The sequence below is a fragment of the Cyanobium sp. Cruz CV13-4-11 genome (assembly GCF_024346055.1).
Lineage (GTDB): Bacteria > Cyanobacteriota > Cyanobacteriia > PCC-6307 > Cyanobiaceae > Cyanobium.
Window position 1 is genome coordinate 117,763 of sequence record NZ_JAGQCH010000008.1, and the last position, 26,206, is coordinate 143,968.

Annotated in this window: 27 protein-coding genes, 1 tRNA gene and 1 pseudogene; 8 read left to right on the plus strand and 21 right to left on the minus strand. The window is 69.0% G+C overall.

Features of this window, described 5'->3' with window-relative positions; all coding sequences use genetic code 11:
- Nucleotides 1-15: 15 nt before the first annotated feature.
- Together scpB and ilvA are read right to left on the minus strand one after the other, a co-directional pair.
- Complete coding sequence (scpB, locus tag KBZ12_RS08395; RefSeq protein WP_254957467.1) at nt 16-582, minus strand: SMC-Scp complex subunit ScpB; 567 nt, start codon at nt 580-582, stop codon at nt 16-18.
- Nucleotides 575-2,188: a threonine ammonia-lyase, biosynthetic gene (ilvA, locus tag KBZ12_RS08400; protein WP_254957468.1), complete on the minus strand. Its 1,614-nt coding sequence runs from the start codon at nt 2,186-2,188 to the stop codon at nt 575-577. The genes scpB and ilvA overlap by 8 nt, the downstream gene beginning before the upstream one ends.
- A gap of 96 nt (nt 2,189-2,284) precedes the next feature.
- Here ilvA and dxs point away from each other — a divergent pair, with 96 nt between their 5' ends.
- Both dxs and KBZ12_RS08410 read left to right on the plus strand, forming a co-directional pair.
- On the plus strand, nt 2,285-4,204 hold the full coding sequence (gene dxs, locus KBZ12_RS08405; RefSeq protein WP_254957470.1) for a 1-deoxy-D-xylulose-5-phosphate synthase: 1,920 nt from the start codon (nt 2,285-2,287) through the stop codon (nt 4,202-4,204).
- Nucleotides 4,194-5,435: an NAD(P)/FAD-dependent oxidoreductase gene (locus KBZ12_RS08410; RefSeq protein ID WP_254957472.1), complete on the plus strand. Its 1,242-nt coding sequence runs from the start codon at nt 4,194-4,196 to the stop codon at nt 5,433-5,435. Before dxs ends, KBZ12_RS08410 begins: the two co-directional genes overlap by 11 nt.
- A gap of 21 nt (nt 5,436-5,456) precedes the next feature.
- Here KBZ12_RS08410 and psaK read toward each other — a convergent pair whose 3' ends face one another.
- From psaK to KBZ12_RS08425, 3 genes are read right to left on the minus strand one after another with little or no spacing between them, the layout of a single operon-like run.
- Nucleotides 5,457-5,714 carry a photosystem I reaction center subunit PsaK gene (psaK, locus tag KBZ12_RS08415; protein ID WP_216908757.1) on the minus strand — a complete coding sequence of 86 codons (258 nt, stop codon included), beginning with the start codon at nt 5,712-5,714 and terminating at the stop codon, nt 5,457-5,459.
- A gap of 55 nt (nt 5,715-5,769) precedes the next feature.
- On the minus strand, nt 5,770-6,129 hold the full coding sequence (locus tag KBZ12_RS08420; RefSeq protein WP_254957477.1) for a DUF3593 domain-containing protein: 360 nt from the start codon (nt 6,127-6,129) through the stop codon (nt 5,770-5,772).
- Entirely contained in the window at nt 6,126-6,443 is a 318-nt protein-coding gene (locus tag KBZ12_RS08425) for a DUF2499 domain-containing protein (protein WP_254957479.1), read from the minus strand. Before KBZ12_RS08425 ends, KBZ12_RS08420 begins: the two co-directional genes overlap by 4 nt.
- A gap of 55 nt (nt 6,444-6,498) precedes the next feature.
- On the opposite strand from KBZ12_RS08425, the gene csaB reads away from it, so the two are divergent.
- Nucleotides 6,499-7,557 (plus strand): polysaccharide pyruvyl transferase CsaB, encoded by a 1,059-nt coding sequence (gene csaB / locus KBZ12_RS08430; RefSeq protein ID WP_254957481.1) that lies wholly within the window; start codon nt 6,499-6,501, stop codon nt 7,555-7,557.
- A gap of 12 nt (nt 7,558-7,569) precedes the next feature.
- On the opposite strand, the gene KBZ12_RS08435 is transcribed toward csaB, so the two are convergent.
- The 12 genes from KBZ12_RS08435 to KBZ12_RS08490 form a co-directional block, all read right to left on the minus strand.
- On the minus strand, nt 7,570-8,439 hold the full coding sequence (locus KBZ12_RS08435; RefSeq protein ID WP_254957482.1) for a metallophosphoesterase: 870 nt from the start codon (nt 8,437-8,439) through the stop codon (nt 7,570-7,572).
- Between the two features lie 35 nt (nt 8,440-8,474).
- Nucleotides 8,475-9,056, minus strand: a complete 582-nt coding sequence (locus KBZ12_RS08440; protein WP_254957484.1) for a peroxiredoxin — start codon at nt 9,054-9,056, stop codon at nt 8,475-8,477.
- Between the two features lie 72 nt (nt 9,057-9,128).
- On the minus strand, nt 9,129-9,365 hold the full coding sequence (gene rpmB, locus KBZ12_RS08445; RefSeq protein WP_216903196.1) for a 50S ribosomal protein L28: 237 nt from the start codon (nt 9,363-9,365) through the stop codon (nt 9,129-9,131).
- Nucleotides 9,366-9,448: 83 nt separating this feature from the next.
- Nucleotides 9,449-10,447: an ABC transporter ATP-binding protein gene (locus tag KBZ12_RS08450; RefSeq protein WP_254957485.1), complete on the minus strand. Its 999-nt coding sequence runs from the start codon at nt 10,445-10,447 to the stop codon at nt 9,449-9,451.
- On the minus strand, nt 10,444-11,238 hold the full coding sequence (locus KBZ12_RS08455; RefSeq protein ID WP_254957486.1) for an ABC transporter permease subunit: 795 nt from the start codon (nt 11,236-11,238) through the stop codon (nt 10,444-10,446). The genes KBZ12_RS08450 and KBZ12_RS08455 overlap by 4 nt, the downstream gene beginning before the upstream one ends.
- A complete protein-coding gene (locus KBZ12_RS08460) occupies nt 11,235-12,122 on the minus strand; it encodes a carbohydrate ABC transporter permease (protein ID WP_254957488.1) in 888 nt (295 codons plus the stop codon). The genes KBZ12_RS08455 and KBZ12_RS08460 overlap by 4 nt, the downstream gene beginning before the upstream one ends.
- Entirely contained in the window at nt 12,119-13,444 is a 1,326-nt protein-coding gene (locus tag KBZ12_RS08465; protein ID WP_254957489.1) for an extracellular solute-binding protein, read from the minus strand. The genes KBZ12_RS08460 and KBZ12_RS08465 overlap by 4 nt, the downstream gene beginning before the upstream one ends.
- 58 nt (nt 13,445-13,502) lie before the next feature.
- Nucleotides 13,503-15,425 carry a molecular chaperone HtpG gene (gene htpG, locus KBZ12_RS08470; protein WP_254957490.1) on the minus strand — a complete coding sequence of 641 codons (1,923 nt, stop codon included), beginning with the start codon at nt 15,423-15,425 and terminating at the stop codon, nt 13,503-13,505.
- A gap of 88 nt (nt 15,426-15,513) precedes the next feature.
- Nucleotides 15,514-15,741, minus strand: coding sequence for a ferredoxin family protein (locus tag KBZ12_RS08475; protein WP_254957491.1), 228 nt, complete (start codon nt 15,739-15,741; stop codon nt 15,514-15,516).
- Nucleotides 15,742-15,767: 26 nt separating this feature from the next.
- Nucleotides 15,768-16,964, minus strand: coding sequence for an ATP phosphoribosyltransferase regulatory subunit (locus KBZ12_RS08480; RefSeq protein ID WP_254957492.1), 1,197 nt, complete (start codon nt 16,962-16,964; stop codon nt 15,768-15,770).
- 41 nt (nt 16,965-17,005) lie between these two features.
- Complete coding sequence (locus KBZ12_RS08485) at nt 17,006-17,908, minus strand: inositol monophosphatase family protein (RefSeq protein ID WP_254957494.1); 903 nt, start codon at nt 17,906-17,908, stop codon at nt 17,006-17,008.
- A complete protein-coding gene (locus tag KBZ12_RS08490; protein WP_254957495.1) occupies nt 17,905-18,273 on the minus strand; it encodes a 2Fe-2S iron-sulfur cluster-binding protein in 369 nt (122 codons plus the stop codon). Before KBZ12_RS08490 ends, KBZ12_RS08485 begins: the two co-directional genes overlap by 4 nt.
- An 88-nt stretch (nt 18,274-18,361) precedes the next feature.
- On the opposite strand from KBZ12_RS08490, the gene KBZ12_RS08495 reads away from it, so the two are divergent.
- Nucleotides 18,362-18,448 (plus strand) — tRNA-Ser (locus KBZ12_RS08495).
- Between the two features lie 123 nt (nt 18,449-18,571).
- Here KBZ12_RS08495 and pstB read toward each other — a convergent pair.
- The 3 genes from pstB to pstC are packed head-to-tail and all read right to left on the minus strand — an operon-like array spanning nt 18,572 to nt 21,342.
- On the minus strand, nt 18,572-19,381 hold the full coding sequence (pstB, locus tag KBZ12_RS08500; protein WP_254957496.1) for a phosphate ABC transporter ATP-binding protein PstB: 810 nt from the start codon (nt 19,379-19,381) through the stop codon (nt 18,572-18,574).
- A 49-nt stretch (nt 19,382-19,430) separates the two neighbouring features.
- Nucleotides 19,431-20,339, minus strand: coding sequence for a phosphate ABC transporter permease PstA (pstA, locus tag KBZ12_RS08505; protein WP_254957497.1), 909 nt, complete (start codon nt 20,337-20,339; stop codon nt 19,431-19,433).
- Nucleotides 20,340-20,388: 49 nt separating this feature from the next.
- A complete protein-coding gene (pstC, locus tag KBZ12_RS08510) occupies nt 20,389-21,342 on the minus strand; it encodes a phosphate ABC transporter permease subunit PstC (RefSeq protein WP_254957498.1) in 954 nt (317 codons plus the stop codon).
- A 124-nt stretch (nt 21,343-21,466) separates the two neighbouring features.
- Between pstC and dnaK the strand changes: the two genes are divergently transcribed.
- From dnaK to murQ, 4 genes are read left to right on the plus strand one after another with little or no spacing between them, the layout of a single operon-like run.
- Entirely contained in the window at nt 21,467-23,614 is a 2,148-nt protein-coding gene (dnaK, locus tag KBZ12_RS08515) for a molecular chaperone DnaK (RefSeq protein ID WP_254957499.1), read from the plus strand.
- Nucleotides 23,615-23,619: 5 nt separating this feature from the next.
- The gene (locus KBZ12_RS08520; RefSeq protein WP_254957500.1) at nt 23,620-24,564 is read left to right on the plus strand and encodes a DnaJ domain-containing protein; all 945 of its coding nucleotides are present in this window, start codon (nt 23,620-23,622) and stop codon (nt 24,562-24,564) included.
- Between the two features lie 56 nt (nt 24,565-24,620).
- The gene (locus KBZ12_RS08525; protein WP_254957501.1) at nt 24,621-25,079 is read left to right on the plus strand and encodes a DUF3110 domain-containing protein; all 459 of its coding nucleotides are present in this window, start codon (nt 24,621-24,623) and stop codon (nt 25,077-25,079) included.
- Nucleotides 25,079-26,020, plus strand: a complete 942-nt coding sequence (gene murQ, locus KBZ12_RS08530; RefSeq protein WP_396100892.1) for an N-acetylmuramic acid 6-phosphate etherase — start codon at nt 25,079-25,081, stop codon at nt 26,018-26,020. Before KBZ12_RS08525 ends, murQ begins: the two co-directional genes overlap by 1 nt.
- On the opposite strand, the pseudogene KBZ12_RS08535 reads toward murQ, so the two are convergent.
- Nucleotides 25,989-26,206, minus strand: a pseudogene (locus tag KBZ12_RS08535) (S-methyl-5'-thioadenosine phosphorylase); the annotation flags it as partial. The gene murQ and the pseudogene KBZ12_RS08535 overlap by 32 nt on opposite strands.

Genomic DNA, 26,206 nt, shown 5'->3' on the forward strand with positions numbered 1-26,206 from the left:
AACCGCCAGCCAACTCTATGGATCCGCCTCTTCGTCGGGTGACGGCGGGCTCGCGTCTGTCTCGGCGGCCGCCAGGCGCGAGCCCAGGGCCGCCAGGTCGTCGGCCTTCAGGGAGAAGGTGCGATGGAACTTCTCACTCAGGCTGAGCCAGTAGGAGCGTCCGTCGCTCTGGCGGCGGCGCTCGATGAAGTCCTGGGCCAGCAGTTCCTTGATGTGCTCGTAGGCCCCCGAGCCGCGCAGCTCCACCAGCTCCGACTGCAGCAGCCGTTTCTTGAGGGCGATCGTGGCCAGGGTGCGCAGGGCGGCGATGGAGAGATCCACCGGCAGCAGGTTCTGCACCAGATCCCCCAGGCCCGCCCGCAGCTGCAACGCGTAGCGCTGCCCGTCCTGATGAATCTCCAGGGCCGTGTCCCGGTGGGCGTAGTCGGCCATCAGGGTGATCAGGGCCAGCTCGGCCGCGTCCCGCTCGATGCCGGCGATGGTGGCCAGCTCCCCCAGCTCCAGCGGCCGCCCCTTGAGGTAAAGGATGGCCTCCAGCCGAGCCGGCAGGGACAGGCCGCAGAAGGGTTCGGGTTCAGCCATGGGGAAGGGCGGCAGGGCGTGGCGGCAGGCTGTGGCCCACTTCCCCCAGGAACAGGCGGTAGGCCGGGTTGTGGGTCTCCTCCCAGTGCTGGTAGGGGAGATCGGCGAGGAAGGCCTGCCAGGCCTCCAGCTCCCCAGGCGGCACCTGCACCCCCACCACGATGCGGCCAACGTCGGCGCCGTGGTTGCGGTAGTGAAAGATGCTGATGTTCCAGTTGGGATGCAGGGCGTTCACGAACGCCATCAGGGCCCCGGGCCGTTCTGGGAACATGAAGCGGTAGAGCCGCTCCTCTCCCTGGTTCAGGGCCGCCCCGGCGCTCGCCGGCAGCCGTCCCCCCACCATGTGGCAGAGATGGAGCTTGGCCAGCTCGTCGCCGCTGAGGTCGAGGCAGGGAAACCCGTGCTCCTCCAGGGCCTCCATGAGCTGGCGGGTGTCCTGGTGGCCGCTGATCTGCACCCCCACGAAGATGTGGGCCAGCCGGGGGTCGGCCAGGCGGTAGCTGAACTCGGTGAGGCTGCGCTGGCCGAGGACGGCGCAGAACCGCGCCAGGCTGCCGGGTTGCTCGGGGATCTCCACCGCCAGCAGGGCTTCCCGCTCCTCGCCGAGCTCGGCCCGTTCCGCCACGAAGGCCAGCCGGTCGAAGTTCATGTTGGCGCCGCAGGCCACCGCCACCAGGGTCCGGTCCCGCAGCTGACGCTGCGCCACGTCCTTCTTCATGCCAGCCACCGAGAGGGCGCCCGCCGGCTCCAGGATCGAGCGGGTGTCCTCGAAGACATCTTTGATAGCGGCGCAGATCTCATCGGTGTCCACCGTGACCATGCGATCGACACAACGCTGGGCCAGGGCGAAGGTGTGGACGCCCACCTGGCGCACGGCCACGCCGTCAGCGAACAGGCCCACTTGGTCGAGCCGCACCCGCTCCCCCGCCGCCAGGGAACGGGTCATGGCGTCGGCATCGCTCGGCTCGACCCCGATCACCTCCACCTGGGGCCAGAGGCTCTTGACGTAGGCGCCGATGCCGGCGATCAGCCCGCCACCGCCCACCGCCACGTAGATGGCGTCGGGGGGATCGGAGCACTGGCGCAGGATCTCCAGGCCGATCGTGCCCTGGCCGGCGATCACATCCGGGTCGTCGAAGGGATGGATGAAGGTGAGTCCCCGCTGCCGCTGCAGCCGGTGGGCCTCCTCGCAGGCCTCGTCGTAGGTGTCGCCATGCAGCACCACTTCGGCTCCCCTGGCCGCCACCGAGCGCACCTTCATGTCCGGTGTGGTGATTGGCATCACGATCACGGCCGTGCAGCCCAGCCGCTGGGCGGCCAGGGCCACCCCCTGGGCATGGTTGCCGGCGCTGGCGGCGATCACTCCCCGGTCGAGTTCGGCCCGATCAAGGCCCGCCATCTTGTTGTAAGCGCCGCGCAGCTTGAAGCTGAACACGGGCTGGAGATCCTCCCGCTTGAGCAGCACCTGGTTGAGGAGCCGGCGGGACAGGTTGGGGGCGGGGTCGAGGGGGGATTCGATCGCCACGTCATAGACCCGGGCCCGCAGGATCCGCTGCAGGTAGGCGGTGGTCTCGAGAAAGGCGTCGTCGTGGGCGGCCAAAGTCATGGCCCCAGTGTCGCAACCCGACCCTGCAACGGTGGCGTTCGCCGCCGTGGGTCGGAGCGAACCCCGTAGATTGGCCACCTGGAAGCAAGGAAGGGCATGCATCTGAGCGAGCTGAGCCATCCGAATCAGCTGCACGGCCTGAGCACCGCAGAACTCGAGGCCATGGCTCGCCAGATCCGCGAGAAGCATCTGGAGGTGGTCTCCACCAGTGGTGGGCACCTGGGTCCGGGGCTGGGGGTCGTGGAACTCACCCTGGCCTTGTACCAAACCCTCGACCTCGATCACGACCGGGTGGTGTGGGATGTGGGCCACCAGGCCTATCCCCACAAGCTGGTCACGGGGCGCTACAAGGATTTCCACACCCTTCGCCAGAAGGGCGGTGTGGCTGGTTATCTCAAACGCAGCGAGAGCCGCTTCGATCACTTCGGTGCCGGCCACGCCTCCACCAGCATCTCGGCGGCCCTGGGCATGGCCCTGGCCCGCGACCGCCGTGGCGACGATTTCAAATGTGTCGCCGTGATCGGCGATGGGGCCCTCACCGGCGGCATGGCCCTGGAGGCCATCAACCATGCGGGCCACCTGCCGCGCACGAAGCTGCTCGTGGTGCTGAACGACAACGACATGTCGATCTCAGCGCCGGTGGGGGCCCTCTCCACCCACCTCAACCGCATGCGGCTCAGCAAGCCGGTCCAGTTCCTCTCCGGCAGCGCCGAGGAGGCGGTGAAGCACCTCCCCTTCCTGCACGGCGAACTGCCCACCGAGCTCAAGACGCTCAAGGAGAGCATGAAACGGCTGGCGGTGCCCAAGGTGGGGGCCGTGTTCGAGGAGCTGGGCTTCACCTACGTGGGCCCGATCGACGGCCACGACATCCCCGAGATGGTGCGGACCTTTCAGGCGGCGCACCGCTGCGAGGGTCCGGTGCTGGTGCACGTGGCCACCACCAAGGGCAAGGGCTACCCCTACGCCGAGGCCGACCAGGTGGGTTACCACGCCCAGTCGGCCTTCGATCTGGCCACCGGTAAGGCCTACCCCTCCAGCAAGCCCAAGCCCCCCAGCTGGAGCAAGGTCTTCGGCCAGACGCTGGTCAAGATCTGCGAGCAGGATCCCAGGGTGGTGGGCATCACCGCCGCCATGGCCACCGGCACCGGGCTGGATCTGCTGGAGAAGGCGTTGCCCCAGCAGTATTTCGATGTGGGCATCGCCGAGCAGCACGCCGTGACGATGGCGGCGGGCATGGCCTGCGAAGGTCTGCGGCCGGTGGTGGCCATCTACAGCACCTTTCTGCAGCGCGCCTACGACCAGCTCATCCATGACGTCGGCATCCAGAAGCTGCCGGTCACCTTCGTGCTGGATCGGGCCGGCATCGTCGGCGCCGACGGCCCCACCCACCAGGGCCAGTACGACATCAGCTACCTGCGGGCCGTGCCGAACTTCACGGTGATGGCCCCGAAGGACGAGGCCGAACTGCAACGCATGCTGGTCACCGCGATCGCCCACGACGGCCCCTGTGCCATCCGCATCCCCCGGGGGGAAGGGGAAGGGGTGCCCCTGATGGACGAGGGCTGGCAGCCCCTGGAGATCGGCCGCGGTGAGCTGCTCACCGACGGCGATGACGTGCTGATCGTGGCCTACGGCGCCATGGTGGCGCCGGCCATGGCCACCGCCGGCCTCCTGCAGGAGAAGGGTCTGCGGGCGGCGGTGGTCAATGCCCGCTTCCTGCGCCCCCTCGATGAGGCCCTGATCCTGCCGTTGGCGCGGCGGATCGGCCGGGTCGTGACGATGGAGGAAGGCGCCCTGGCCGGTGGCTTCGGTGCGGCGGTTGTGGAAACCCTCAACGACCACGAGTTGACCGTCCCGGTGCTGCGCATCGGCATCCCGGACGTCCTTGTCGATCACGCCAGTCCCGACCAGAGCAAGGAAAGCCTCGGCCTCACCCCCGCCCAGATGGCCGATCGCATCCACGAGCGTTTCGGTCCTGTGTTCCGCGCCTCCGTCCCCACCGCCCTTGCCGTCTGAGTCGTCCCTCTGCTGCCAGGTGCTGGTGGTGGGGGCCGGTCCGGCCGGTGGAGACCTGGCTCGGCGTCTTGCTCTTCAAGGCGTGGATGTCGTCCTGGTGGATCGCCTGTCCGACCTGAGCCGTTCCGCCTTCAGCAGCGCCGCCCTGCCGGTCGCGTCCATGGAGGACTTCGGCCTGCCGGCGGAGGTGGTGGGCAGCCGCTGGCGGCAGTGGCAGCTGATCGGTCCCGCCAGGGCCACCCGCACCTGGGCCTCGCCCCATCCCCTTGGTGTGGTGCTCGATTTCGGTGCTCTGCGCCGCTGGCAGGCCGACCAGTGCCTGCGTTGGGGCGGCCGGGTGCAGCTGGGGCTCCAGGCCTGCTCCAGCCACCAGCAGGGCGAGCGGATGGTCACCGTGCTGCGCCGCCCCGATGGCACCATGCTGCGCGTCAGCAGCGACTGGACCGTGGATGCCACTGGCCAGGCCAGGGCCCTGCTGGGGGATCCGCCGCCGGCCCGGCGCCCGCGTGAAGGGCTGGTGCGGGCCGCCGGCCTGGAGTGGCTGCTGCGGGTGTCTCCCTCCGGCTGGGAGCGCTGGGGTGATCGGCTCAGTTTCTGCCTCGGCAGCGACTGGGTGCCCCAGGGCTACGGCTGGATCTTTCCGATGCAGCCGGGGGTGCTGAAGCTCGGGGTATGCCGGCTGGTGGATGCCCAGCGCCAGCAGCCGCCCCTGGGGGGATTGATCACGGAGGTGGGCCGGCGCTTGCTGGCTGACGAAATGGCTGGCGAGGCCTTCAAGGTCCTGGACCGCCACGGCGGGCTGGTGCGCAGCACGATCCGCCGCCGGGAACCCCATCAGCGGGGACGGCTGGTGGGCCTGGGCGATGCGGTCAGCACCGCCAACCTGCTGGGCGGCGAAGGCATTCGCCACGCCCTGACCAGCAGCGCGGTGCTGGCTCCCCTGCTGCAGGACGCTCTGGGAGCCTCAGGCGGTTCAGCTTCGGCGCAGCAGGCCATGCGGGACTATGCGCCCCAACTGAGGCGAGCCCTGGGCTGGCGCTGGTCGCTGAGCGGCCGGCTGGCGCGACGCACTTGGCTGAGCCTGCACGAACCGAAGGCCGATGGCCGTCTCGACCAGGTGCTGCGGGGCCTGGAAGGTTGCAGGGCCGAGGATCTATCGGCCCTGCTGTTCGGCTATCGCTTCGAGCGCTACGGCCTCAGGGCCATGCCGTACCTGCTGGGCTGGCGCTGAAGTCCAGCCGGCGCCGGAACCTCAGAGAACGCCGCGGGACGCCAGGCCCAGGATCGCGCCCATGCCGAGGATGTGGCCCAGGCTGGTGGTGCCGAGCATGGCGCCGTGGCTGAAACCGCCGAAGAAGGAATTGTTGGGCAGCTGCAGACCCACGTTCTGCTGCTGGATGGTGGCCTTGCCGATGGCGATGGCGATGACGTTGCACACGATCATGACCAGGGCCACCTTGGGAGACCAGCTGATCGACGCGGGAGCCATGGCCAGGAGGGGAGCGATCATGATGCACTTGCTGACGCCCCATCTTCCGGGTCAGGGGGAGCTGCGCCCCGCGCCCTTAAGACTTGTTGACCTGGGTTCCGGCTGAACCCGCCGCCGGTGGTTCCGAGGGGAGCAGCCGGAACCCCAGCAGCACCACCAGGTTGCTGAGGGTCAGGAAGGCCTCGGCGCCGCCGTGCAGGGGATCGACGTCCGCCAGCTGCCGCCCGTAGACCTGCTGGGCCACCACGGCGGCGGCGATGGTGACCGCCACGAACAGCAACGTCAGCTGGAAGCCCCGTATCGCCAGGCGCGGAAAGGCCCGCACCTTCTGCGCCCACCACAGGAAGGCCAGGTAGGGCAGGAGCGAGAGCACGAAGAACGGTGCCGGATCCACCCCACCCAGGTGCTGAAACCAGTTGGCCAGGGGCAGGCTCACGGGGTTCCGTCCTCCGGGGCGAGCCGCTGCTGCCGCAGCAGGTTCAAGGCGGCCAGGGCCAGGGCCCCGTTGCCCAGGGCCGTGAGGCCGGCCTGCAGCACCACCAACCCCTTGAGGGCCTCGCTGTTGTCGAACAGATGCCAGGTGCAGGCCGCCATGGCGCTCACCAGGGCCGGCACCATGGCCAGGGCCAGCCAGCGCCAGCCCCCTTCCCGCCGCAGCCGCCCATAGGCCTGCACGGCGAGGATCGCCAGCATCCACTCGAGCACCGACGTGATGTGGATCCACCAGGTGGGCAGCGACAGCGCGTGCATGGGCGGGGCCTGGTGGGATCCGTAATGTACGGAGCCGGAACCACCGCTGCGTCGGATGCGTGCTCTGATCTGCGGCTACTACGGCGAGCACAACCTCGGCGACGACGCCCTGCTGGAGGTGCTGCTCGGCCAGCTCCCAGCTGGTTGCCAGCCGTTGGTGACCGCCCACGATCAGGAGCAGGTGCGCGCCCGGTTCGGCGTGGAGACCACCGACCGCCGCCGGCTGGGGGCGGTGCTCGTCGCCCTCGGCCGCTGCCAGGCCCTGGTGCTTGGCGGCGGCAGCCTGCTCCAGGACAGCACCAGCTTCAAGAGTCTTCTCTATTACGGTGCCCTGATGCTGGCGGCCCGGGCCCAGGGCAAGCCCGTGATCCTCTGGGGCCAGGGGTTGGGGCCCCTGCACCGCCAGCGCAGCCGTCTGTTGGCGCGCCTGCTGCTGAGCCAGGCCAGCGGCATCACCTGGCGCGACCAGGCCTCCGCCCGGCTTGCCGCCAGTTGGGGGATCAACGCCGGCCAGGGCAGTGATCCTGTCTGGGCACTGCCGCCGCAGGAGTGGCAAGGCCAGGGCGGCCCGATCATCCTCTGCTGGCGGCCCGTAGCCAGTCTCGATGGTCGCGGCTGGCGCCTGCTGCTGGAGGCCTTAGGCACCGTGGCCGAGCGCTGCGACCGACCGCTGCACTGGTTGCCTTTCCACCAGGACCAGGACAGCGATCTGCTTTCAGAACTCGACCGGCGCGGCCTGCTCAGCGCTTCCCTGCGGCGCCGCAGCGTGGTGGTGCAGGCCAGCACCCCGGAGCAGGCGATGCAGCAGTTCCGGGCTGCCTCGCTGGTGTTGGCGATGCGCCTGCACGGCCTTATCCTCGCTGCCCTGGCCGGCAGCCCCTGCGCTGCCCTCAGCTACGACCCGAAGGTCACCGCCGCCGCAGAGTCCCTCGGCTGCCCCTGTCTCGATCTGGGTCGTCTGCCGCACGGCGAGCCCGGCGCGGATGCTGTGGCGCTGACGGCCACCTGGCAGGCGCTGGTCGATCAGCCTCCCGATCAGAATCGGCGCGAGCAGCTCCGCGCCGAGACCCGCATCCACGCCGAACTGCTGCAGAGGCTTCAGGCGATCGCCTGAGCAGCGCCGTGGCTAGATCAGGGCACCGCTGCGGTTGAGCCTGGCCTTGTCGAGTCGCTTGCTGCTGCTGCTCCACGCCTCAATCGTCAGGCTGTCAGGGTCGGCCTGCAGCGAGGCGAACCCATAGGTGCTCACCGCCTTGGCGCTGTTGGGGCCGGGCACGACCGGTCTGAGCGCGGCCCCTCCATTGCCGACGGTGAGGTATGTGGTGCCGCCGATCGGGACGCTGCGCTCATAGTTGTGATCGTGGCCGTTGATGTAGAGCTGCACGCCATGGCGGCGCAGCAGCGGGGTGAGCCGGCCGATCGCTTCCCGGTCGTCGCCATAGAGCCCTGATGAATAGATCGGATGGTGCCCCACCAGCACCTTCCAGGGTGCACGGCTGGCAGCAAGGGCGGACCTCAGCCAGCTCATCTGCTGAGGCCAGTCGACATTGCTGTCGTGCATGAAGAATTCAACCGGGCCCTTCCGCAGGGTGTACCAACGCCCCTTCATGCCGAAGCCCGGGTAGGCGATCTGCCCGGCACCGTTGTTGGAGCGGATGTCGTGATTGCCGAGCACGGCGTGAAACGGGACACCGGCCTTGAGCAGCTCTCTGTAGGGCCTCTCGAACTTGGCGCCCACTTCGCGCATATCGCCATTGTCATAGATGTTGTCCCCAGCCATGACCACCAGATCCACAGGATCGCGGCGATGCAGGGCCGCCATGGCACTGCCGTTGGCGAATTGGTGGCGGTCGCCGCTGCCGCTGTCGGCCGTCGCCAGCCAGTGCAGCCGATCGGCAGGGGCGTCGCTTCCGGCCAGGACGCGGCGGTTGCCGGCGAGCAAGGCTGTGGCCGAGCCCAGGGCCAGATGCAGCAGTTGGCGGCGGCTGACGGTCATCGGAGCGGGCAACGGGGTACTGGGTCGGTGGAAGGTCAGGCAGCGATCGTGGCATCGCCGCTGTTCTGGATCCGTTGCAGTTCTGTCAGCACCTCCTGGGCATGGCCGGCGGGCCGTACCGCTGTCCAGAGGCTGCGCAGCACTCCGTCCGGGTCGATCAGGAAGGTGTGGCGGGCTGAGAAGGGGGCCAGCCAGGAGCCGTAGCGACGGCTGACGAGCCCGCCGGGATCGGAGAGCAGCGGGTAGGCCAGCCCCTCGCTGCCGCAGAACGACAGGTGGGCCTCGGCGTCATCGGCACTGACGCCCACCACCTCGGCGTTGAGGGAGTGAAAGCTGGCCAGGTCACGCTGAAAACCCCGGGCCTCCAGGGTGCAACCGCTGGTGAAATCCTTTGGGTAGAAGTAGAGGATCAGCCAGCGTCCCCGGAACCCATCGGTGGCCAGGTGGGCCTGCCTCACGGTCCCATCCACCCCCGGGGCCACACCGTCGAGATCGAAGGCTGGGGCTGGTTGGTCGATCGCCGGCAGGGTGCCCCCCAAGGCCCCAGCTCGGGCTGGACGGACCAGCAGGCCGACCCCGGCCAAGGCGGCACCAACGAGAAACCCACGACGCTCCATGAGCTTGGTCCTATCAGGCGCTGACCCTAGCGATGCTGCTTGCCCAGCCAGGGTCAGGGGATCAGCGGTGGCTCAGATCTTGGCCAGGTTGACACCCAACTCCTTGGCGTAGGCGCCGAGACCCTTTTTCTGGATGGTTTTCAGGGCCTTGGTGGACACCCGCAGCTTGATGAAACGCTTACCCTCGGCCCACCACAGGCGCCGCTCCTGCAGATTCACCTGCTGCAGCTTCTTGGTGCGCACGTGGGAATGGCTGACGGCCATGCCGTTGTTGGCGCGCTTGCCGGTGAGCTGACAGACCCGGGACATGACGTTGTGACGACGGTGAACAATTCAGGCCTGAGCCAGTTTGAGACTTTACCAAACAGGGCCAGGCCACGGCCCCGAGCCCATCAGGGGGGAGGGAGTCTGGCGCCGCTCTGGGCATCGAACCAGAGTTCGTGCTGCCGCTCCCAGCTCAGGCGGGGCTCCGGGTGCATCGGCGCCTCCGCTGTGGTGAGCACCCGCAGAGCGCCCCACTGGGTCTGGAGCCAGAGGAGTTGCTGGTGGCCCCACCACTCCCGGCGCAGCAGCCGGGCCGCGACACCACCGTCGTCGGCCAGGTGAATGTGCTCGGGCCGCAGGCCCAGCTGACGCCCGGGCTCGATCGCCAGCAGGTTGATCGCCGGCCGCCCCAGGAAGGAGGCGACGAATCGGTTGGCGGGGTTGGTGTAGAGCTCCCTGGGGCTGCCCACCTGCTGCAGCCGGCCAGCGTCAAGCAGGGCGATGCGGTCGGCCATGCCCACGGCCTCCTGCTGGTCATGGGTGACGTAGATCACCGGCTGCTCGCGGCCACAAAGCAGCCGCCGCAGCTCCGGCCGCAGGTCCTCCCGCAGCTGGGCATCGAGATTGCTCATCGGCTCATCGAGCAGCACGATCCGCGGTTGGCGCAGCAAGGCCCGGGCCAGGGCCACCCGCTGGCGCTGGCCGCCGGAGAGCTGGGCGGGTCGGCGCTGGCGCAGCTCACCCAGCTGGAGCAGCTCGAGGGTGGCGTCGATGCGCTGCTGGCGCTCGCGGGGGGCCATGCCACGCACCTTCAGGCCCAGGTCCAGGTTGCCCTCCACGCTCAGGTGGGGGTAGAGGGCGTAGCTCTGGAAGACCATGGCCACCTGCCGTTCACCCGGGCTTCGTCCGGTGAGATCCACGCCGTCCAGCAGCACCTGTCCCCCGCTGGCCGGATCGAGCCCTGCCACCAGGCGCAGGGTGGTGGATTTGCCGCAGCCGCTGGGTCCGAGCAGGGCGACACACTCGCCCGGGGCGACCTGCAGATCGAGCCGATCCAGCAGGCGCCGATCCCCCACCTGGCGGCACAGCTGACGCAGTTCCAGACCGGCAGCGGAGCTGGGGCTCATCCCTTCACCGCCCCGCGGGTCAGTCCCGAGACGATCGACCTCTGGGCCACCAGCACCAGCAGCAGCAGGGGCAGGCTGCCCAGCACGGTGGCTGCGGCGAAGGCTCCGTAGGGGATGGTGAACACCGAACCGCCCCCGATCCGGGCGATGGCGATCGGCAGGGTGAGCAGATCACTGCGGCTGATCCAGGTGAGGGCGATGGCGTACTCGTTCCAGCTGGCCAGGAACACCAGGATGGCCGTGCTAGCCAGGGCCGGCCCCAGCAAGGGCAGAAGCACGAATCGGAGTCGCTGCCCCAGCCCCAGCCCCTCGAGTCGTGCCGCATCCTCCAGCTCCCCGGGAAGGTCGGCGAAGGCGGCCCGCAGCAGCAGCACCGCCAGGGGCAGGGACAGGGCCGCGTAGGGCAGGCTGAGGGCGAGCAGGTTGTTGGCCAGGCCGAAGCTTCTGGCGATCTCCAGCAGGGCCAGGAACAGCAGCACGGTGGGGAACATGGCCGCCGCCGCCAGAGCCAGCCCCACCCCCCAGCGCATCGGACCCCGCAGCTTCTGCAGGCCATAGGCGCAGGGCACCGCCAGCAGCAGGGTGAGCAGGGTGGTGGCCAGCCCCACCAGGGTGCTGTTGGTCAGGTACTGCCAGAAGGGGGGATCTCCGCAGAGCACCAGCTGGTAATTGGCCAGCGTCCAGGGATTGCCTTCGCGCAGGGGCGCCACCAGGGCCTCCGGGCGCAGCAGGGAGGTGCGCAGCTGCCAGAGCAGGGGCCCCAGGCTCCAGAGCAGCACGAGCAGCCTCATGCCGCCCGCTCCGTGGCGTGCCCCTGGCCGTGGCGGCGCAGCAGCAGCCAGCCGCCGCCCAGGGACACCAGCAGCAGCAGGAAGGTGGCGAGCATGACGGTGCTGGCGTAGCCGAAGTCGAGGAACCGCATGGCGTTCAGGTAGGCATAGAGGGCCAGGCTCTCGGTGCTGCCGGCCGGCCCGCCACCCGTGAGCACCTGGATCAGGTCGAACACCCCCAGGGCCTGGGCGAGCCGGAACAGCAGGGCCAGGGTGAGGTAGGGCACCAACAGGGGCAGGGTGAGGCGCCGCAGGATCTGCAGGCGGCTGGCCCCCTCCAGGCGCAGGGCCTCCTCCAGATCCACCGGAATGGTCTGCAACCCCGCCAGCAGCAGCAGGGCCACGAACGGCATGGTTTTCCAGACATCCGCCAGCACCACGAAGAACCAGGTGGTGGCTGGGGTGGAGAGGAAGCCGTAGCTGCTGCCGCCCAGGGAGCGGATGGCGGCGTTGATCGGGCCATGGGGATCGTTGAGGATCCAGCGCCAGCCCAGGGCCATCACCGTGGTGGGCAGGGCCCAGGGCAGCAGGGTCAGGGCCCGCAGGGGGCCCCGACCCCGCAGGGGACGATGCAGCAGCAGGGCCAGGGCGAGGCCACCCAGCAGTTCCAGGCTCACCGAGCAGAGGGCGAAGCGCAGGGTCTGGCCCGCATCCGTCCAGAAACGGGCGTCGTCGAGCAGCCGCCCCCAGTTGGCGCCGCCATTCGGCACGGGCACGAGGCCGGTGAGCACCGAGCTGGCCTGCAGGCTCAGCCAGCCGTAGCGCAGCAGGGGGTAGAGAAACACCGAAGCCAGCAGCAGCAAGGCCGGCAACATCAACAGCAGGGAGACCGTGGGAGCGCTCATGGGTCTGCTGGTCCGCTCCCCGGGGGACCGGCCAGGGAGCGCAGCACCTGCAGACTCTGCCGCTGGGCGGTGCCCATGGTCTGCTCAGGCCCCCCCTGGCCGGTGAGCATGCCGTTCACCTGACGGGCCAGCAGGTCGCTGAGCTGGGCGTAGGCCGGCGTGGGCGGCCGCAGCTGGGGATGTTGCAGGGCCTGCCGCTGCACCGCCAGCATCGGGGCGCGGCGCTGCAGGTCCGGGTCGTCATAGAGCGCGCTCCAGGTGGGGGCGTAGCCCTGCTCGAGGGCGAGCTGGCGCTGCACCACCGGGCCGGTGAGCCAGCGGATCACCGCCACCGCCTCCTCGGGATGGGGGCTGCCCTTGATCAGGGACAGGCCCCAGGTGCCCAGGGTGCCCCCTCCCTGCTCCCCCGGGGCGCCGACCATCGCGGTGACGCCCACCTTGCCCTTCACCGGCCCATCGCCCTTCTCGATCTCCCGCCAGGCGTAGGGCCAGTTGCGCAGAAAGGCGGCCTCACCGGCGGCAAAGGACTGCAGGGCATCGTTCTCGGCGTAGTTGGCCACCGCCCTGGGGCTCACCCCATCGCGCAGCAGGCCATCCAGCCAGGCGGCCGCCGCCACGGCCTGCGGACTGTCCAGCTGTGTGCGTGCGGTGGCGTCATCCCACCAGCGGGCGCCGAAGCCCTGAAGCATCTCCACCATCACGCAGCTCAGCCCCTCGTACTGGCGGCCCTGCCAGAGGTAGCCCCAGCGCACCCTGCCATGGCGCTGCAGGTCGCGGGAGATGGCCACCAGCTCCGAGGTGTCCCGGGGCGGGCGTGGCATCAGATCGGTTCGCCAGTAGAGCAGGCCCGTGTCGCCGGTGAGGGGCATGCGCCAGAGGTGCTCGCCCAGGCCGTTGCCCAGCCGGGCACCGGGCTCCATCGCCTCCAGCACCTCCGGGCCGAACCAGCGCTCCAACGGCACAAACCAGCCGGCGGCCACGTACTTCGGCAGCCAGCTGACATCCACCAGCAGCAGATCGAAGGGGGCTTCCCCCAGCAGCAGGCTGCTGATGGCCAGGTCGGAAATGGTCTCGGTGTCCAGGGGGCCTCGGATCACCTCCACCGCCACCCCGGAGCCGCTGGCGTTGAAGCGTGCCACCGGCCCGGCCACCGCATCGGCCAGGGGGGCGGGCATCAGCACCCGGATCGGCACCGGCTCCGCCGCGACCGCCTGCAACGCCTTCTGCCCGGTGGCGGAGAGCAGCAGCAGCAGCAGGACCGCCAGCAGACCCACAACGGCGGGCTGCCGCCGCAGGCTGGAGAAGGGGGGGCGGGCCGCCATGGGCCAACGTTACGCGGCCCGTTCCGATCCCCAGGCGACCGCCCCGTTGCCGCTGGGCTCAGAGGCCCCGCTGCATCAGTTGCCCCATCAGGTCGGAGCTGCGCTGCTGGAAGCCGGCCAGCTGGTTGGGTTCCAGGCCCCCGACGGCCAGGCGGGCCACCTCATAGATGTGGCGGCTGAGATCCTCCGCCAGCTGGCGGCTGGGGGAGGTGGTGTCGGAGCCGGTGATGACGGCGCCGGCAGAGAGCTTGAGCAGACCCTCCACCAGGGGATGGCGGCGGTTCACCAGCAGCACGTGGTGGTCAGGCAGGCCCGGCAGCCGTTGCTCCATCAGGGCTCCCATGTCGTTGAGGCGGCGCATCTGCTCCGGCAGCAGGATCAGGGCCGCCGGTGAGCCGTCCCCCTTCAGCGACTGCACCTGGATGGTGATCTTGTTGTTGTCGAGGGCGGCCTTGAACAGGTCACGGAGCTTCTCACCATTGTCCTTGCCTTCGGCGTCGGCCAGCTCGCTCTCGGGCTCATGCAGGCTGGCGTCGAGCTCGGCGTCGACCCGCTGGAAACGCAGGTCGCCATGGCGGGCCTCCAGCCAGGGGATGAACTGGGAGTCGATCAGGGTGTCGGCGAGCAGTACCTCCGCCCCCTGTCCTTTCCACAGGGCCAGGGCCCCGGCCTGCCCGGCCTCATCGGTGCAGTACAGGATCCGATCGGCGTTATCGCCGGCCAGGCGGCCCCGGTAGCCGGCCAGGGTGGTGTAGGTGCGGCCATCGGTGGCAACCGGGTCGAGGCCGGTGCTCTCCTCGCCGTCCTCGGCCGGCTGGGCGGCCGCCGCGGTGGTGCCGTACAGGATGAGGTCGGCCACCTGCTCGGCGAACTTCTCGTCCTCCATGGCGCCGATCTTGATGAACGGGGCCAGCGAATCCCAGATCGCGGCGTAGCGGGCCGGTTCGTCGCGGTGCAGCTCCTTGAGACGGTCGCCCACCTTCTTGGCCACGAAGCCGCCGATCGAGCGCACCCGGCGGTCGGTCTGCAGGGCGCTGCGGCTGACGTTCAGCGGGATATCGGGCGAATCGATCACGCCCCGCAGGGGCAGCAGGTAGCGGGGCACCACCTCCTTGATCGAATCACTGACGAACACCTGGTTGCAGTAGAGGCGGATCTCCCCCTTTTCCCAGTCGGCGCGGCCGGTGATCCTGGGGAAATAGAGGATGCCCTGCAGGTTGTAGGGGTAGTCGGTGTTGAGGTGCACCCAGAGCAGGGGATCGCCCTGGAAGGGGTACAGATAGCGGTAAAGGTTGATGTAATCCTCGTCGCTGAGGTCGCGGGGACTCTTGCGCCAGGGGGCCTCCCGCTTGTTGACGGTTTCACCGTCCAGCTGCACCGCCACCGGCAGGAAGTCGCAGTAGGTGGTGATCAGGGTGCGGATTCTGGAGGGCTCGATATACTCCACCTCCTCCACCATCAGGTGCAGGATCACATCGGTGCCGGGTTCGGAGCGCTCGGCCCCCTCGAGGCTGAAGTTGGGAGAGCCGTCGCAGCTCCAGCGCACCGCCTCGGCGCCGGGTCTGGCACTCAGGCTGACCAGCTCCACCCGGGAGGCCACCATGAAACTGGAGTAGAAGCCCAGGCCGAAGTGGCCGATGATGGCATCACTCTCGCTCTTGTACTTCTCGAGGAAGTCCTCGGCGCTGGAGAAGGCCACCTGGTTGATGTAGCGCTTCACCTCATCGGCGGTCATGCCGATGCCGTTGTCGCTGATGGTGAGGGTCTTGGCCTCCCGGTCGATGCGGATGGAGATCGTTCCTTCATCTCCCTCGCTGCAGTCGCCGGCCATGGCGGCCATGCGGCGCTTGCTGATGGCATCGACGCCGTTGCTGACCAGCTCCCGCAGGAACACTTCATGGCCGGAATAGACGGCCTTCTTGATGATCGGGAAGATGTTCTCGGTGTGGATCTGAATCTGGCCCTGTTCCAGCACCGTCATGGCGAATGAGAAGAATCGCTCTGAACCTAGGTGGGGCGTGCGCGGCGGCTCAAGCCCGGCGAGGGTGGGGTCCCCGAACCAGCGGAACTCAGGCGCCGGGCTTCTGCAGGTCGGGCCGCTCCTCCGGCAGGATCGCCCCCGCCACCGGACACACCTGCAGGCAGATGCCGCAGTCGATGCAGGTGTCGAAATCAATCCAGAAGAAGGCGGTTCCCTTGCTGTTCGCCCCCGCTCCGGGGTGGATGCAGGCCACCGGACAGGCGTCGACGCAGTCGGCCACGCCCTCGCAGACGTTGGTGACGATCGAGTGGGCCATCGATGGGAAGACGCAGCGGCGGGATCCTAGGCAGCCAGCCAGACCGCCCCACGGCAGCCCCGCTCCGCCGCCAGCTGCTCGGCTGACGCCTGGTCGGCGCAGGGGTGGGTGCACAGCTCGGCGGCCTCCCCCCCCCGATGCAGGTCTGCCATGCGGCTGAGGGCCTGAGCCAGGCCAGCGGCGGTGGCGCTGGCCACCAGCCAGGGCCCCGGGGCCTGGGCCTCAGCCGCAGCAGCAGCAGCAGCTCCCTCCGATTCGAGCAGGTCGCGGATGGCTTCCACGTCGAAACCGAAGCCGGTGCCGGCCGCCACGGAGCTGCCGGCGCAGAAGCGTCCCACCAGGGCGTCGTACCGCCCACCGCTGGCGATGGCCACCGGCGCATCGGCCCCCTGGCAGACGAGCTTGAACACCAGGCCGTCATAGAGGTCGAAGTGGGGCTGGAAGGTGGGGTCCAGCTGCACCCGCACGCCAAGGCCAGCGGCCGGCTGGTTCACGCTGGCCAGGGTGGCGGCCAGGGACTCCAGCAACGGCACCGGTCCGAGCCACTGCTCCAGCTGATAGAGCACCCGCACCGGTTCGCCCCGAAGCCCGATCAGGGCCATCAGCCGCTGCCGCTGGCTGTCGGGCAGGGCAAGGGCCCCGAGGGCGAGGGGATCGAAGTCGGTGAGGGCATGGCGCGCCGCTGAGCGCTGCTCCTGTGGCACCTGGCTCAACAGGGCGCTGAGCAGGCCATGGTGCCCCACCAGCAGGGTGGGCTGGTGCTGGGACGGCAGCCCCAGGCTGGCCACGGCCGCCAGCAGCAGGTGCAGCAGCTCGGTGTCGGCGGCGGGGGAGGGCTCACCGAGCAGCTCCACACCGCTTTGCAGCTGTTCGCTGATGCGCTGGCCGCCGCCATCGCCGGTGAAAGTCCGGAAGGTGGTGCCACTGGCCCAGAGCCGCAGGGGCCGGGGCCTGCCCAGCATCCGGGTGCTGGCGGCCCGGGCGATCGGAGCGGTGAGTTCCGGCCGCAGCCCGAGGGGCTCATCGGCCACCAGCCGCACCAGCTCCCGTTCGGCGATGGCCCCGCCGGCCTCCAGGGTGTCGAGCCGCTCGATGGTGGGGGGCGACACCTCCTGGTAGCCCCAGAGGCGGTACACGTTGGCCAGCAGGTCGCACAGGCGCCGGTTGCTGTCCACCTGACCCGGGTTCAGGTCCCGCGCACCGGCGGCAGGTTGGAGGGCCATGGAGGGGAGTGTTCGGGCGGTGGGGTGGGGTGGGGCGGATCCTATGGAGCGTCGGACGCGCCGCCGGCGAGGGCATCCAGCTCCGGGGCGCCGAAGCTGGCACCGCTGAGCGGCCGGCAGAGGGCCAGCCCTTCGATCAGGGGCTGGCGCAGGGCGGGCGTGCAGGCGATCACCCGACCATCGGCCAGGTCGAGGCGGCTGCCGTCGTAGGCGCAGACCTGCCCGCCGGCCTCTTCCACCAGCACAACGCCGGCCACCAGATCCCAGGGCGAAAGGCCCCGTTCCCAGTAGCCATCGATCCGGCCAGCGGCAACGAAGGCCAGATCAACGGCGGCAGCCCCGGCACGGCGCACGCCATGGCTGCGGTGGGTGAACCAGGCGAACTCGGCGTAGTTGTTGTCGAGGCGCCGGACCCGGTCGTAGGAGAAGCCGGTAACGAGCAGGGAATCGGCCAGGGCGCCGCAGTCGCTGACCTGCAGCCGGCGTTCGTTGCACCAGGCGCCCCGGCCCGGGGCGGCCCAGTAATGCTCCTCCAGCACCGGCACCTCCAGGGCTCCGAGCAGGGGCAGGCCCTGCCAGCTGAGCCCCACGGAGGTGCCGAAGAATGGATAACCATGGGCGTAGTTGGTGGTGCCGTCGAGGGGGTCGACGCACCAGAGCAGGTCTCCCTGGCCGGCGAGTTGGCCGCTTTCCTCGGCCAGCACCGCGACGGTGGGGGTGCCGGCCGCCAGGACCGCCAGCACGGCGGCTTCGGCCGCCAGGTCGGCTTCGGTGACCAGATTGCCCGCCATGCCCTTCTCCCTCACCTGCTCCAGCCGGCCGAAATGGCGCCGAAGCTCGCGGCCCCCGGCTTCGGCGGCCTCGCGGGCCACCTGCAGCAGCCGCTCCAGTTCGGCGGCATCGAGGCCGGAGCCCGCCAGGGCTTGTTGACAGAGGGAGCTCATTCGTCGTCCAGGGGCAGGCCGGGACGCACCAGACCGCGGCCGAAGTAACGGCCGAACTGGCGGTCGTAGACCTCGTCCTCGTCCTGGGTCTCCACCTCGAGCGGACCGATGGCCCGGGCGACGCAGAGCAGGCCGTAGCCCTCCTTGCGCAGGTCCTTCGAGAGCCCGAGGGCCTCCCGCTGGTCGATGCTTCCGTCCAGCACCCGCACGGCGCAGGCGGTGCAACAGCCGTTGCGGCAGCTGAAGGGAAGCGGTTCGCCCTGGGCCTCGAAGCTGCGCAGGATGTACTCCCCTTCCGGAACGTCGAGTCGTATGACACGGTTGGCCTGTCGCCAGTGGACCGTGATCGGGTGGGTGCGGGTCATCGGGACATGGGCGGAGGGGATGGTGCCGTTGGGGTGCGGAGGCCAGGAGCTGCCCCTGCTACATTGCCATCTGCCCCATTTCGCCGCTGGAGAGGTGGCCGAGTGGTCGAAGGCGCAGCACTGGAAATGCTGTATAGGGGCAACTCTATCGAGGGTTCGAATCCCTCCCTCTCCGCTTTTGAAGTCGGTCCTCCGGGCCGGCTTTTTTTTCGTTTGCCGGCGCTTGAAAACCCTCCCAGCGCAGGCACTGAAAGGGTTCTGGTTGGCACGTTTGTTTTGACGACCCGAAGGCTCGGTGTCAGCCGAAGCGTCCGCTGACGTAGTCGAGTGTTGACTGCTGGCTGGGGGAGTTGAAGATGTTTTCGGTCTCGTTGAATTCCACCAGATAGCCCACTTTCCCTGAACCCCCTTCGACGGCCTCGGCATTGAAGAAGGCGGTCATGTCGGCGACGCGCACAGCCTGCTGCATGTTGTGGGTCACGATCATGATCGTGTAGCTGCGCTTCAGCTCGTGCATGGTCTCCTCGATCTTGAGGGTCGAGATCGGATCGAGGGCCGAGCAGGGTTCGTCCATCAGGATCACCTCGGGTTCGGTGGCGATGGCCCGGGCGATGCAGAGCCGTTGCTGCTGGCCGCCGGAGAGGGAGAAGCCGCTCTCCTTGAGCTTGTCCTTGCACTCATCCCACACGGCCGCCTTGCGCAGGGACCGCTCGACCAGCTCATCCATGTCTCCCTTGTAGCCGTTGATCCGGGCACCGAAGGCGATGTTCTCGTAGATCGATTTGGGGAAGGGATTGGGCTTCTGGAACACCATGCCGATGCGGCGCCTGACCTCCACCGGGTCGACCCGTTTGTCGTAAAGGTCGTGCTGATCGAAGATGACCCGGCCCTTGAGGCTGCAGCCGGGAATCAGGTCGTTCATGCGGTTGAGGGCCCGCAGCACCGTGCTCTTGCCGCAGCCCGAGGGGCCGATGAAGGCGGTGACCTTGCCCTTGGGCAGATCCATGTAGACGTTCTTGACCGCTTCGAAGCTGCCGTAGGAGATCGTCACGTCCTGAAGGGACATGCAGACGTCGCTGGCCACGGTGGAGGGAGAAGAAGCAGTCATGTCAGGGATGGGGTGAATCGAAGCCGGTGGGAATGGACGGGGACAGGGGTCAGGACCGGGACGCGCTGCTGATCCAGCGGGCCAGCAGGTTGGCTCCGAGAATCATGATCACGAGCACAAAGGAGGCGGCCCAGGCCAACTCGTTCTGCGCCTCGTAGGGCATGATCGCGAAGTTGAAGATCAGCACCGACATGGTGGCGATCGGGTTGAACAGTCCTTCCGGCCAGAAGGGGGAGAACAGGGCCGTGAAGATCAATGGCGCCGTTTCACCGGCGGCCCTGGCAATCCCCAGCACCACGCCGGTGGCGATCGGGGTAAAGGCGGCGGGCAGGGTGATCTGGGTGATGGTGACGAAGCGGGAGGCCCCGACGCCGTAGGCCCCCATGCGCATCTCCTGGGGGACCAGCAGCAGGCCCTCGTAGGTGGTCTTGATGACGGTGGGCAGCATCAGCACCGAGAGGGCGATGCCGCCGGCCATGGCGCTGAAGCTCTGGTCGAAGAAGATCCGCGTGGCGACGATCAGGGAATAGATGAAAACCCCGCAGATGATCGATGGAACCCCGGCGAGCACATCGTTGCCGAAGCGCACGAACTTCGAAAACCAGCCGTCCTGGGCGTATTCAGAGAGGTAGACGCCACCGCCCACACCCACCGGGATGGCGATCAGGGAGGCGATCAGGGTCACGACGATGGTGCCGAGGATCGCGTTGCCGATACCGCCGCCTTCGAGGCCGGGGGCCGGGGGCAGTTCGGTGAGCAGCCGCAGACTGAGCAGCCGGCCCCCCTGCACGAGGACATAGATCAGCACCAGAAACAGGGGGACCACCGCCATGGCCGCAAAAAAGGCGGCAATGGCGTTGGCCACCTGGTTGAAGCGATTGCGCTTCAGGGCCGGGTCGTAGTGAAGGGTGAGCCTCTCGGTGAATTGATTGGTGGTGGGTGGTGTCGAGAAGGACATGGCCAGGGAACGGCGTGGGCAGTGAATGGAGGGGGACGCGTGGTCGGGGTCAGTAGCGCAGGCTGAGACGCCGCACGATCCACTGGGCCAGCACGTTGACGACGAAGGTGAGGATCATCAGCACGACGGCGGCGTACATCAGAGCTGACACCTGGATGCCATCGGCCTCACCGAACTGGTTGGCGAGCATCGAGGCGATGGTGTTGCCCGGTGCCAGAAGGGACACATTGAAGTTGAGCGAGTTGCCGATGATCATGGTGACGGCCATGGTTTCGCCCATCGCCCGGCCCAGGGAGAGCATCACTCCCCCCATGATCGAGGACACCGCCGCCGGCAGGATGACGTTGAAAATGGCCCCCCAGCGGGTGGTGCCCACGCCATAGGCCCCCTGGCGCAACTCGATCGGCACCTGGTTGAGGGCATCCCGGGAGATGGCGGTGATGATCGGCAGCACCATCACGACAAGAATGAGGATCGCCGGTGCCGTGCCGGGGCCCTGGGGTGCGGTGGCGAAAAACGGGGTCCAGCCCAGGGTGGTGTGCAACAGCGACAGAAAGGGGCGGATGGCCGGCTCCATCACGAAGATCGCCCAGAGTCCGAGCACCACAGAAGGAATGGCGGCCAGGAGCTCCACCAGCAGGCCGATCAGATCCCTCAGGCGCCGCGGCAGCAGATCCTCGGTGATGAAGATCGCCGTGCCCAGGCCGATGGGAATGGCGATGGCCAGGGAGAGAAAGGATGTGACGAGGGTGCCGTAGATGGCGATCAGGGCGCCGTAGTCCTCGTTGACCGGATCCCAGGCCGAGGTGGTCAGGAACTTGAGGCCGAAGGTGGCCATGGCCTCCCTGGCGCCACTGAAAACCGTGACAAAGATCGCCAGCAGCACGATCCCCACGGAGGCCGCCAGCACCAGGGTCAGTTGGCGAAAGCCGATGTCGACCAGTTTTTCCTGGGGCGGGCGTCGTCTGAGGGTGAACGCATCGACGGGTGGGGCGCTCCTCATGCAGGGATGGTGCCGTTCGGCATGGACGTTCCACCTGATCTGAGCACGAGTTTCAGCCCTCGCGTTTAAGCTCGGTTTAACGGCCGTCAGGCTCCGGTAGCGTTGAGCCGCCATCAGGACTTCCATGGGGCGCATCGTCGGCATCGATCTGGGCACCACCAACTCGGTGGTGGCCGTGCTCGAAGGCGGCAGGCCCCAGGTCATTGCCAATGCCGAGGGGGGTCGCACCACCCCTTCGGTGGTCGGTTTCAGCCGGGATCAGGAGCTGCTGGTGGGCCAGCTGGCCCGGCGCCAGCTGGTGCTCAATCCCCGCAATACCTTCGCCAACCTGAAGCGGTTCGTCGGACGCAGCTGGGACGAACTGGACGAGGGCAGCCTGGGGGTGCCCTACAGCGTGCGCGCCAACGACCAGGGCAACGTGCGCGTCATCGCGCCGGCCACCGAGCGGGAGTACGCCCCTGAGGAACTGGTGGCTTCCATCCTGCGCAAGCTGGTGGATGACGCCACCACCTACCTCGGCGAGGAGGTCGAGGCGGCCGTGATCACGGTGCCGGCCTATTTCAACGACGCCCAGCGCCAGGCCACCCGCGATGCGGGACGGTTGGCGGGGATCACCGTGGAGCGGATCCTCAACGAGCCCACAGCGGCTGCTCTGGCCTACGGCTTCGATCGCAGCACGGTCAAGCGGGTGCTGGTGTTCGACCTCGGCGGCGGCACCTTCGACGTCTCGGTGCTGCGCATCGCCAATGGCGTCTTCGACGTGATGGCCACCAGTGGCGACACCCAGCTGGGGGGCAACGACTGGGACCACCGCATCGTCGATTGGGTGGCTGAAGCCTTCCTGCAGCAGAACGGTCTCGACCTGCGCCGCGACCGCCAGGCCCTGCAGCGACTCACCGAGGCGGCCGAGAAGGCCAAGGAGGAGCTGTCCGGGGTCCAGAGCACCCCGTTGTCGCTGCCCTTCATCGCCACGGGACCCGACGGCCCCCTGCACATCGAAACGACCCTGGAGCGGGGCACCTTCGAGGGCCTCTGTCCCGACCTGCTCGACCGGCTGCTCCGCCCCGTTCAGCGCGCTTTGCGGGATTCGGGCCTGACGGCCGATGCCATCGATGACCTGGTGCTGGTGGGCGGCTCCACCCGCATGCCGATGGTGCAGGAGATGGTGCGCACCCTCATTCCGCGCGAGCCCTGCCAGTCGGTCAACCCCGACGAAGTGGTCGCCATCGGGGCGGCCGTGCAGGCCGGCATCCTCACCGGCGAGCTGCGCGACCTGATGCTCAACGACGTCACCCCCCTATCCCTCGGCCTGGAGACGATCGGCGGACTGATGAAGGTGCTGATCCCGCGCAACACCTCCATTCCCGTGCGCAAGTCGGATCTGTTCAGTACCTCGGAGGCCAACCAGTCGTCGGTGGAGATCCACGTGCTGCAGGGTGAGCGCCAGATGGCCGAAGGCAACAAGTCACTCGGTCGCTTCCGGCTCTCCGGGATTCCACCGGCGCCACGCGGGGTGCCCCAGGTGCAGGTGTCCTTCGACATCGATGCCAACGGACTGCTGCAGGTGTCCGCCACCGACCGCACCACCGGACGCCAGCAGAGCGTCTCGATCCAGGGCGGATCGAACCTCAGCGAGGAGGAGATCAACCGCTTGCTGGAGGAGGCGGAGCGCAAGTCGGTGGAGGATCGCCGCAAGCGGGCCGTCATCGACCGCCGCAACCGCGCCCTGACCCTGGTGGCCCAGGCCGAGCGGCGCCTGCGGGATGCCGCCCTGGAGCTGGGGCCGGCCGGGGCCGAACGCCAGCAGCGCGCCGTGGAGCTGGCCCTGCGGGATGTGCAGGATGTGCTGGCCCAGGACGACCCTGCCGACCTCGACCTGACCGTCAGCCAGCTTCAGGAGGCTCTGTTCGGTCTCAACCGGCGCCTGCTGGGGGAACGGCGCTCGGAGAGCGGCCCGCTCCAGGGCCTCAAGAACACCCTGGGCTCCCTCAAGGACGAACTCTTCGCCGACGACGACTGGGACGACTGGGGCGGATCTGGCCGCTCCGATCCCTGGTCCACCCCGCCGCGGTTGCCCCAGCGGGATCCCTACCCCCTCGGCCGCTTCGCTGAGCGGGAGGGGGGCTACGACGACGACCTTCCTTCCCGCCGCTGGGAGAATGGCCGTTCCTGGGATCGGCAGGAGTCCTTCGATCGGGACCCGGCCCCCGACCGTCACCGGCCGCGTCGTGGTGGCCGGGCCGATCAGGATGATCCCTGGGCCGACGGCTGAGGGTCGTGAGCCAATCCACCCGCTCGGATTCGGTGGCGACGGCCGCCCGCGACCACTGGGAGGTGCTCGGTCTGGCTCCGGGTGCCGACGCGGCGAGCATCAAGCGGGCCTTCCGCCAGCAGGCCCGCCTCTGGCATCCCGACCTCAACGGCAACGATCCGGTGGCCGAGGCCCGCTTCAAGCGGGTCAACGAGGCCTATGCGGTGCTCTCGGATCCGATCCGGCGGCGCGCCTGGGAGGCCGGTGAGGGCCAGGACAGCGCCGGTCTCGACAACGATCCCTTTGCCAGTGGCTTTCCCCATTTCGAGGACTACCTGGCCCAGCTCTTCGGTCAGGAGCGCCGCAGCCCCCAGAGCTGGGACGATGAGCCCGAGCCGGAGGACCCCCCTGAGGCCGGCAGCGTCACCACCGCACCGGCATCGCCGCCACCGGTGATGGCCGCCACCGACGAGGAAACCCTGGTCAGCCTCACCCCGGAGCAGGCGCTCGTCGGTCAGCGTCTGGAACTGGAGTTGCGTGACGGCACCGTGGTGGAGGTCTGGTCGCCCCCCCTGGCGGGGGATGGCTGGCGCCTGCGGCTGGCCGGTGTGGCCGCCGGCGGCGCCGACCACTTCCTGCAGCTGCGGGTGCGCACCGAGGAGGGCCTGCGCATCGATGGCCTGCGGGTGCTTTACCAACTCGATCTCCATCCCGCCGATGCGGCCCTTGGCTGCCAGGCGGTGGTGCCCACCCTGGAGGGACCCGTGCGGCTGCGGGTGCCACCAGGGTCCTCCAGCGGCCGGCTGCTGCGGCTGCGCCAACGGGGCCAGAGCCAGGGGGAGCAGCGGGGCGATCAGCTGGTGGAGGTGAGGATCGTGGTCCCGGCCTCGCCCACGGAAGCCGAGGAGGCCCTGTTCCGCCGCCTGCGGGAGCTCGATCGGGAGCAGAACAGCGCCAGCTCGGAGGCCTGATCGTCACAGCGGCCGCCAACGGATGAGACACTGGCCTGCGCCCCATCCATGACGATGTGACTGCCAGCGGTCCCCCCCACAAGCCGGTGCATGTCCTGCTGTTCGATCCTGGCAGTGACCAGGAGGGCATCCATTCCCTTGAACTCGGGGGCCGCACGGTGGTGCTGCTGTTCGAGGACCCCGACGATGCCGAGCGCTACGCCGGCCTGCTCGAGGCCCAGGATTTTCCCGTGCCCTGTGTTGAGGTGCTGGATCGCGAAGAGATCGAGATGTTCTGTGCCGAAGCGGGCTACGAGGCCCGCTTCGTTCCGGCCGGTTTCCTGCCCAAGAGCGAGGAGGAGCGGCTGCTGATCGCGCCGCCCGAACGCAACATGGACGTGACCAACTGGAAGGAGGAGCAGGAGGCGGCGGGACAAGCCGCCGCTGGGGATCCTGACGGCGGCGGCAGCGGCAGCAGCGGCAGCGGCGATCCGGAGCTGGAGGCTTTCCGTCGCCGCCTGGAAGGGCTGCTGTGATCGATTCCGGCGGCGACAGGGGCCACCTGCTCACCGAGCGGCCCAACCCGGCCAGCGAAGACCTCGACCGGCTGCCGACGGCGTCCCTGGTGGAACTGTTCTGCGCCAACGACCTGCTGCCCCAGCAGGCGGTGGCGGCCGCCGCGCCCGAGCTGACGGCGGCCGTCGACGCCATCGCGGCGCGGCTGTCGGGCGGCGGCCGCTTGTTTTACCTGGGGGCCGGCACCTCCGGCCGGCTCGGGGTGCTGGATGCGGCGGAATGTCCACCGACCTTCTGCAGCCCACCTGAGCTGGTGCAGGGGGTGCTGGCGGGCGGAGCGGCGGCCCTGCTGCGCAGCTCCGAGGGCCTGGAGGACCTGCGCGAGGCGGGTCGCGACGACCTCAACGAGCGGGGCTTCGGCCCTGCCGATGCCCTGGTGGGCATCGCCGCCGGCGGCACCACCCCCTATGTGCTGGGTGGCCTCAGCCATGCCGTCGACATCGGAGCCCTGGCGATCGCCATGGCCTGTGTGCCCGCCGAACAGGTGCCGATGCCCTGCGACATCGACATCCGCCTGCTGACCGGCCCCGAGCTGCTGACCGGCTCCACCCGGCTCAAGGCGGGCACGGCCACCAAGATGGCGCTCAACATCCTGTCCACCGGCGTGATGGTCCGGCTCGGGAAGGTCTTCGGCAACCGCATGGTGGATGTGGCGGTCACCAACAGCAAGCTGGAGGACCGGGCCCTGCGCATCCTGCGGGACCTGGCCGGGGTTCCCCGGGAGGGGGCCCTCGACCTGCTGCAGCAGGCCGGCGGATCGGTGCGGCTGGCCCTGCTGATGGCGGCCTCTGGCCTCGGGGCCGAGGCGGCGCGCGCGGCCCTGGACCGCCACGGCCCCGGCCTGCGCCGGTGCCTGGAGTCCCTGGGGATCAGCTTGCCGCCGTCGTCGCCCCCGTCGTGACCGCGCTCTCGCTGAACGGTCCCCAGTAAGGGGCGGTGAACAGGTCGGTGCGGTGGCGGGTGGCCGGCGGCACCTGGGCGGCTGGGGTCATCAGGGCGTCCTTCAGGGCCTGGTGGGCCTGGCTGGGGGGCCGCAGGGCCTGCACCCGCTCGGCGGCCAGGCGCACGATCTGCTGGGCCAGCTCCG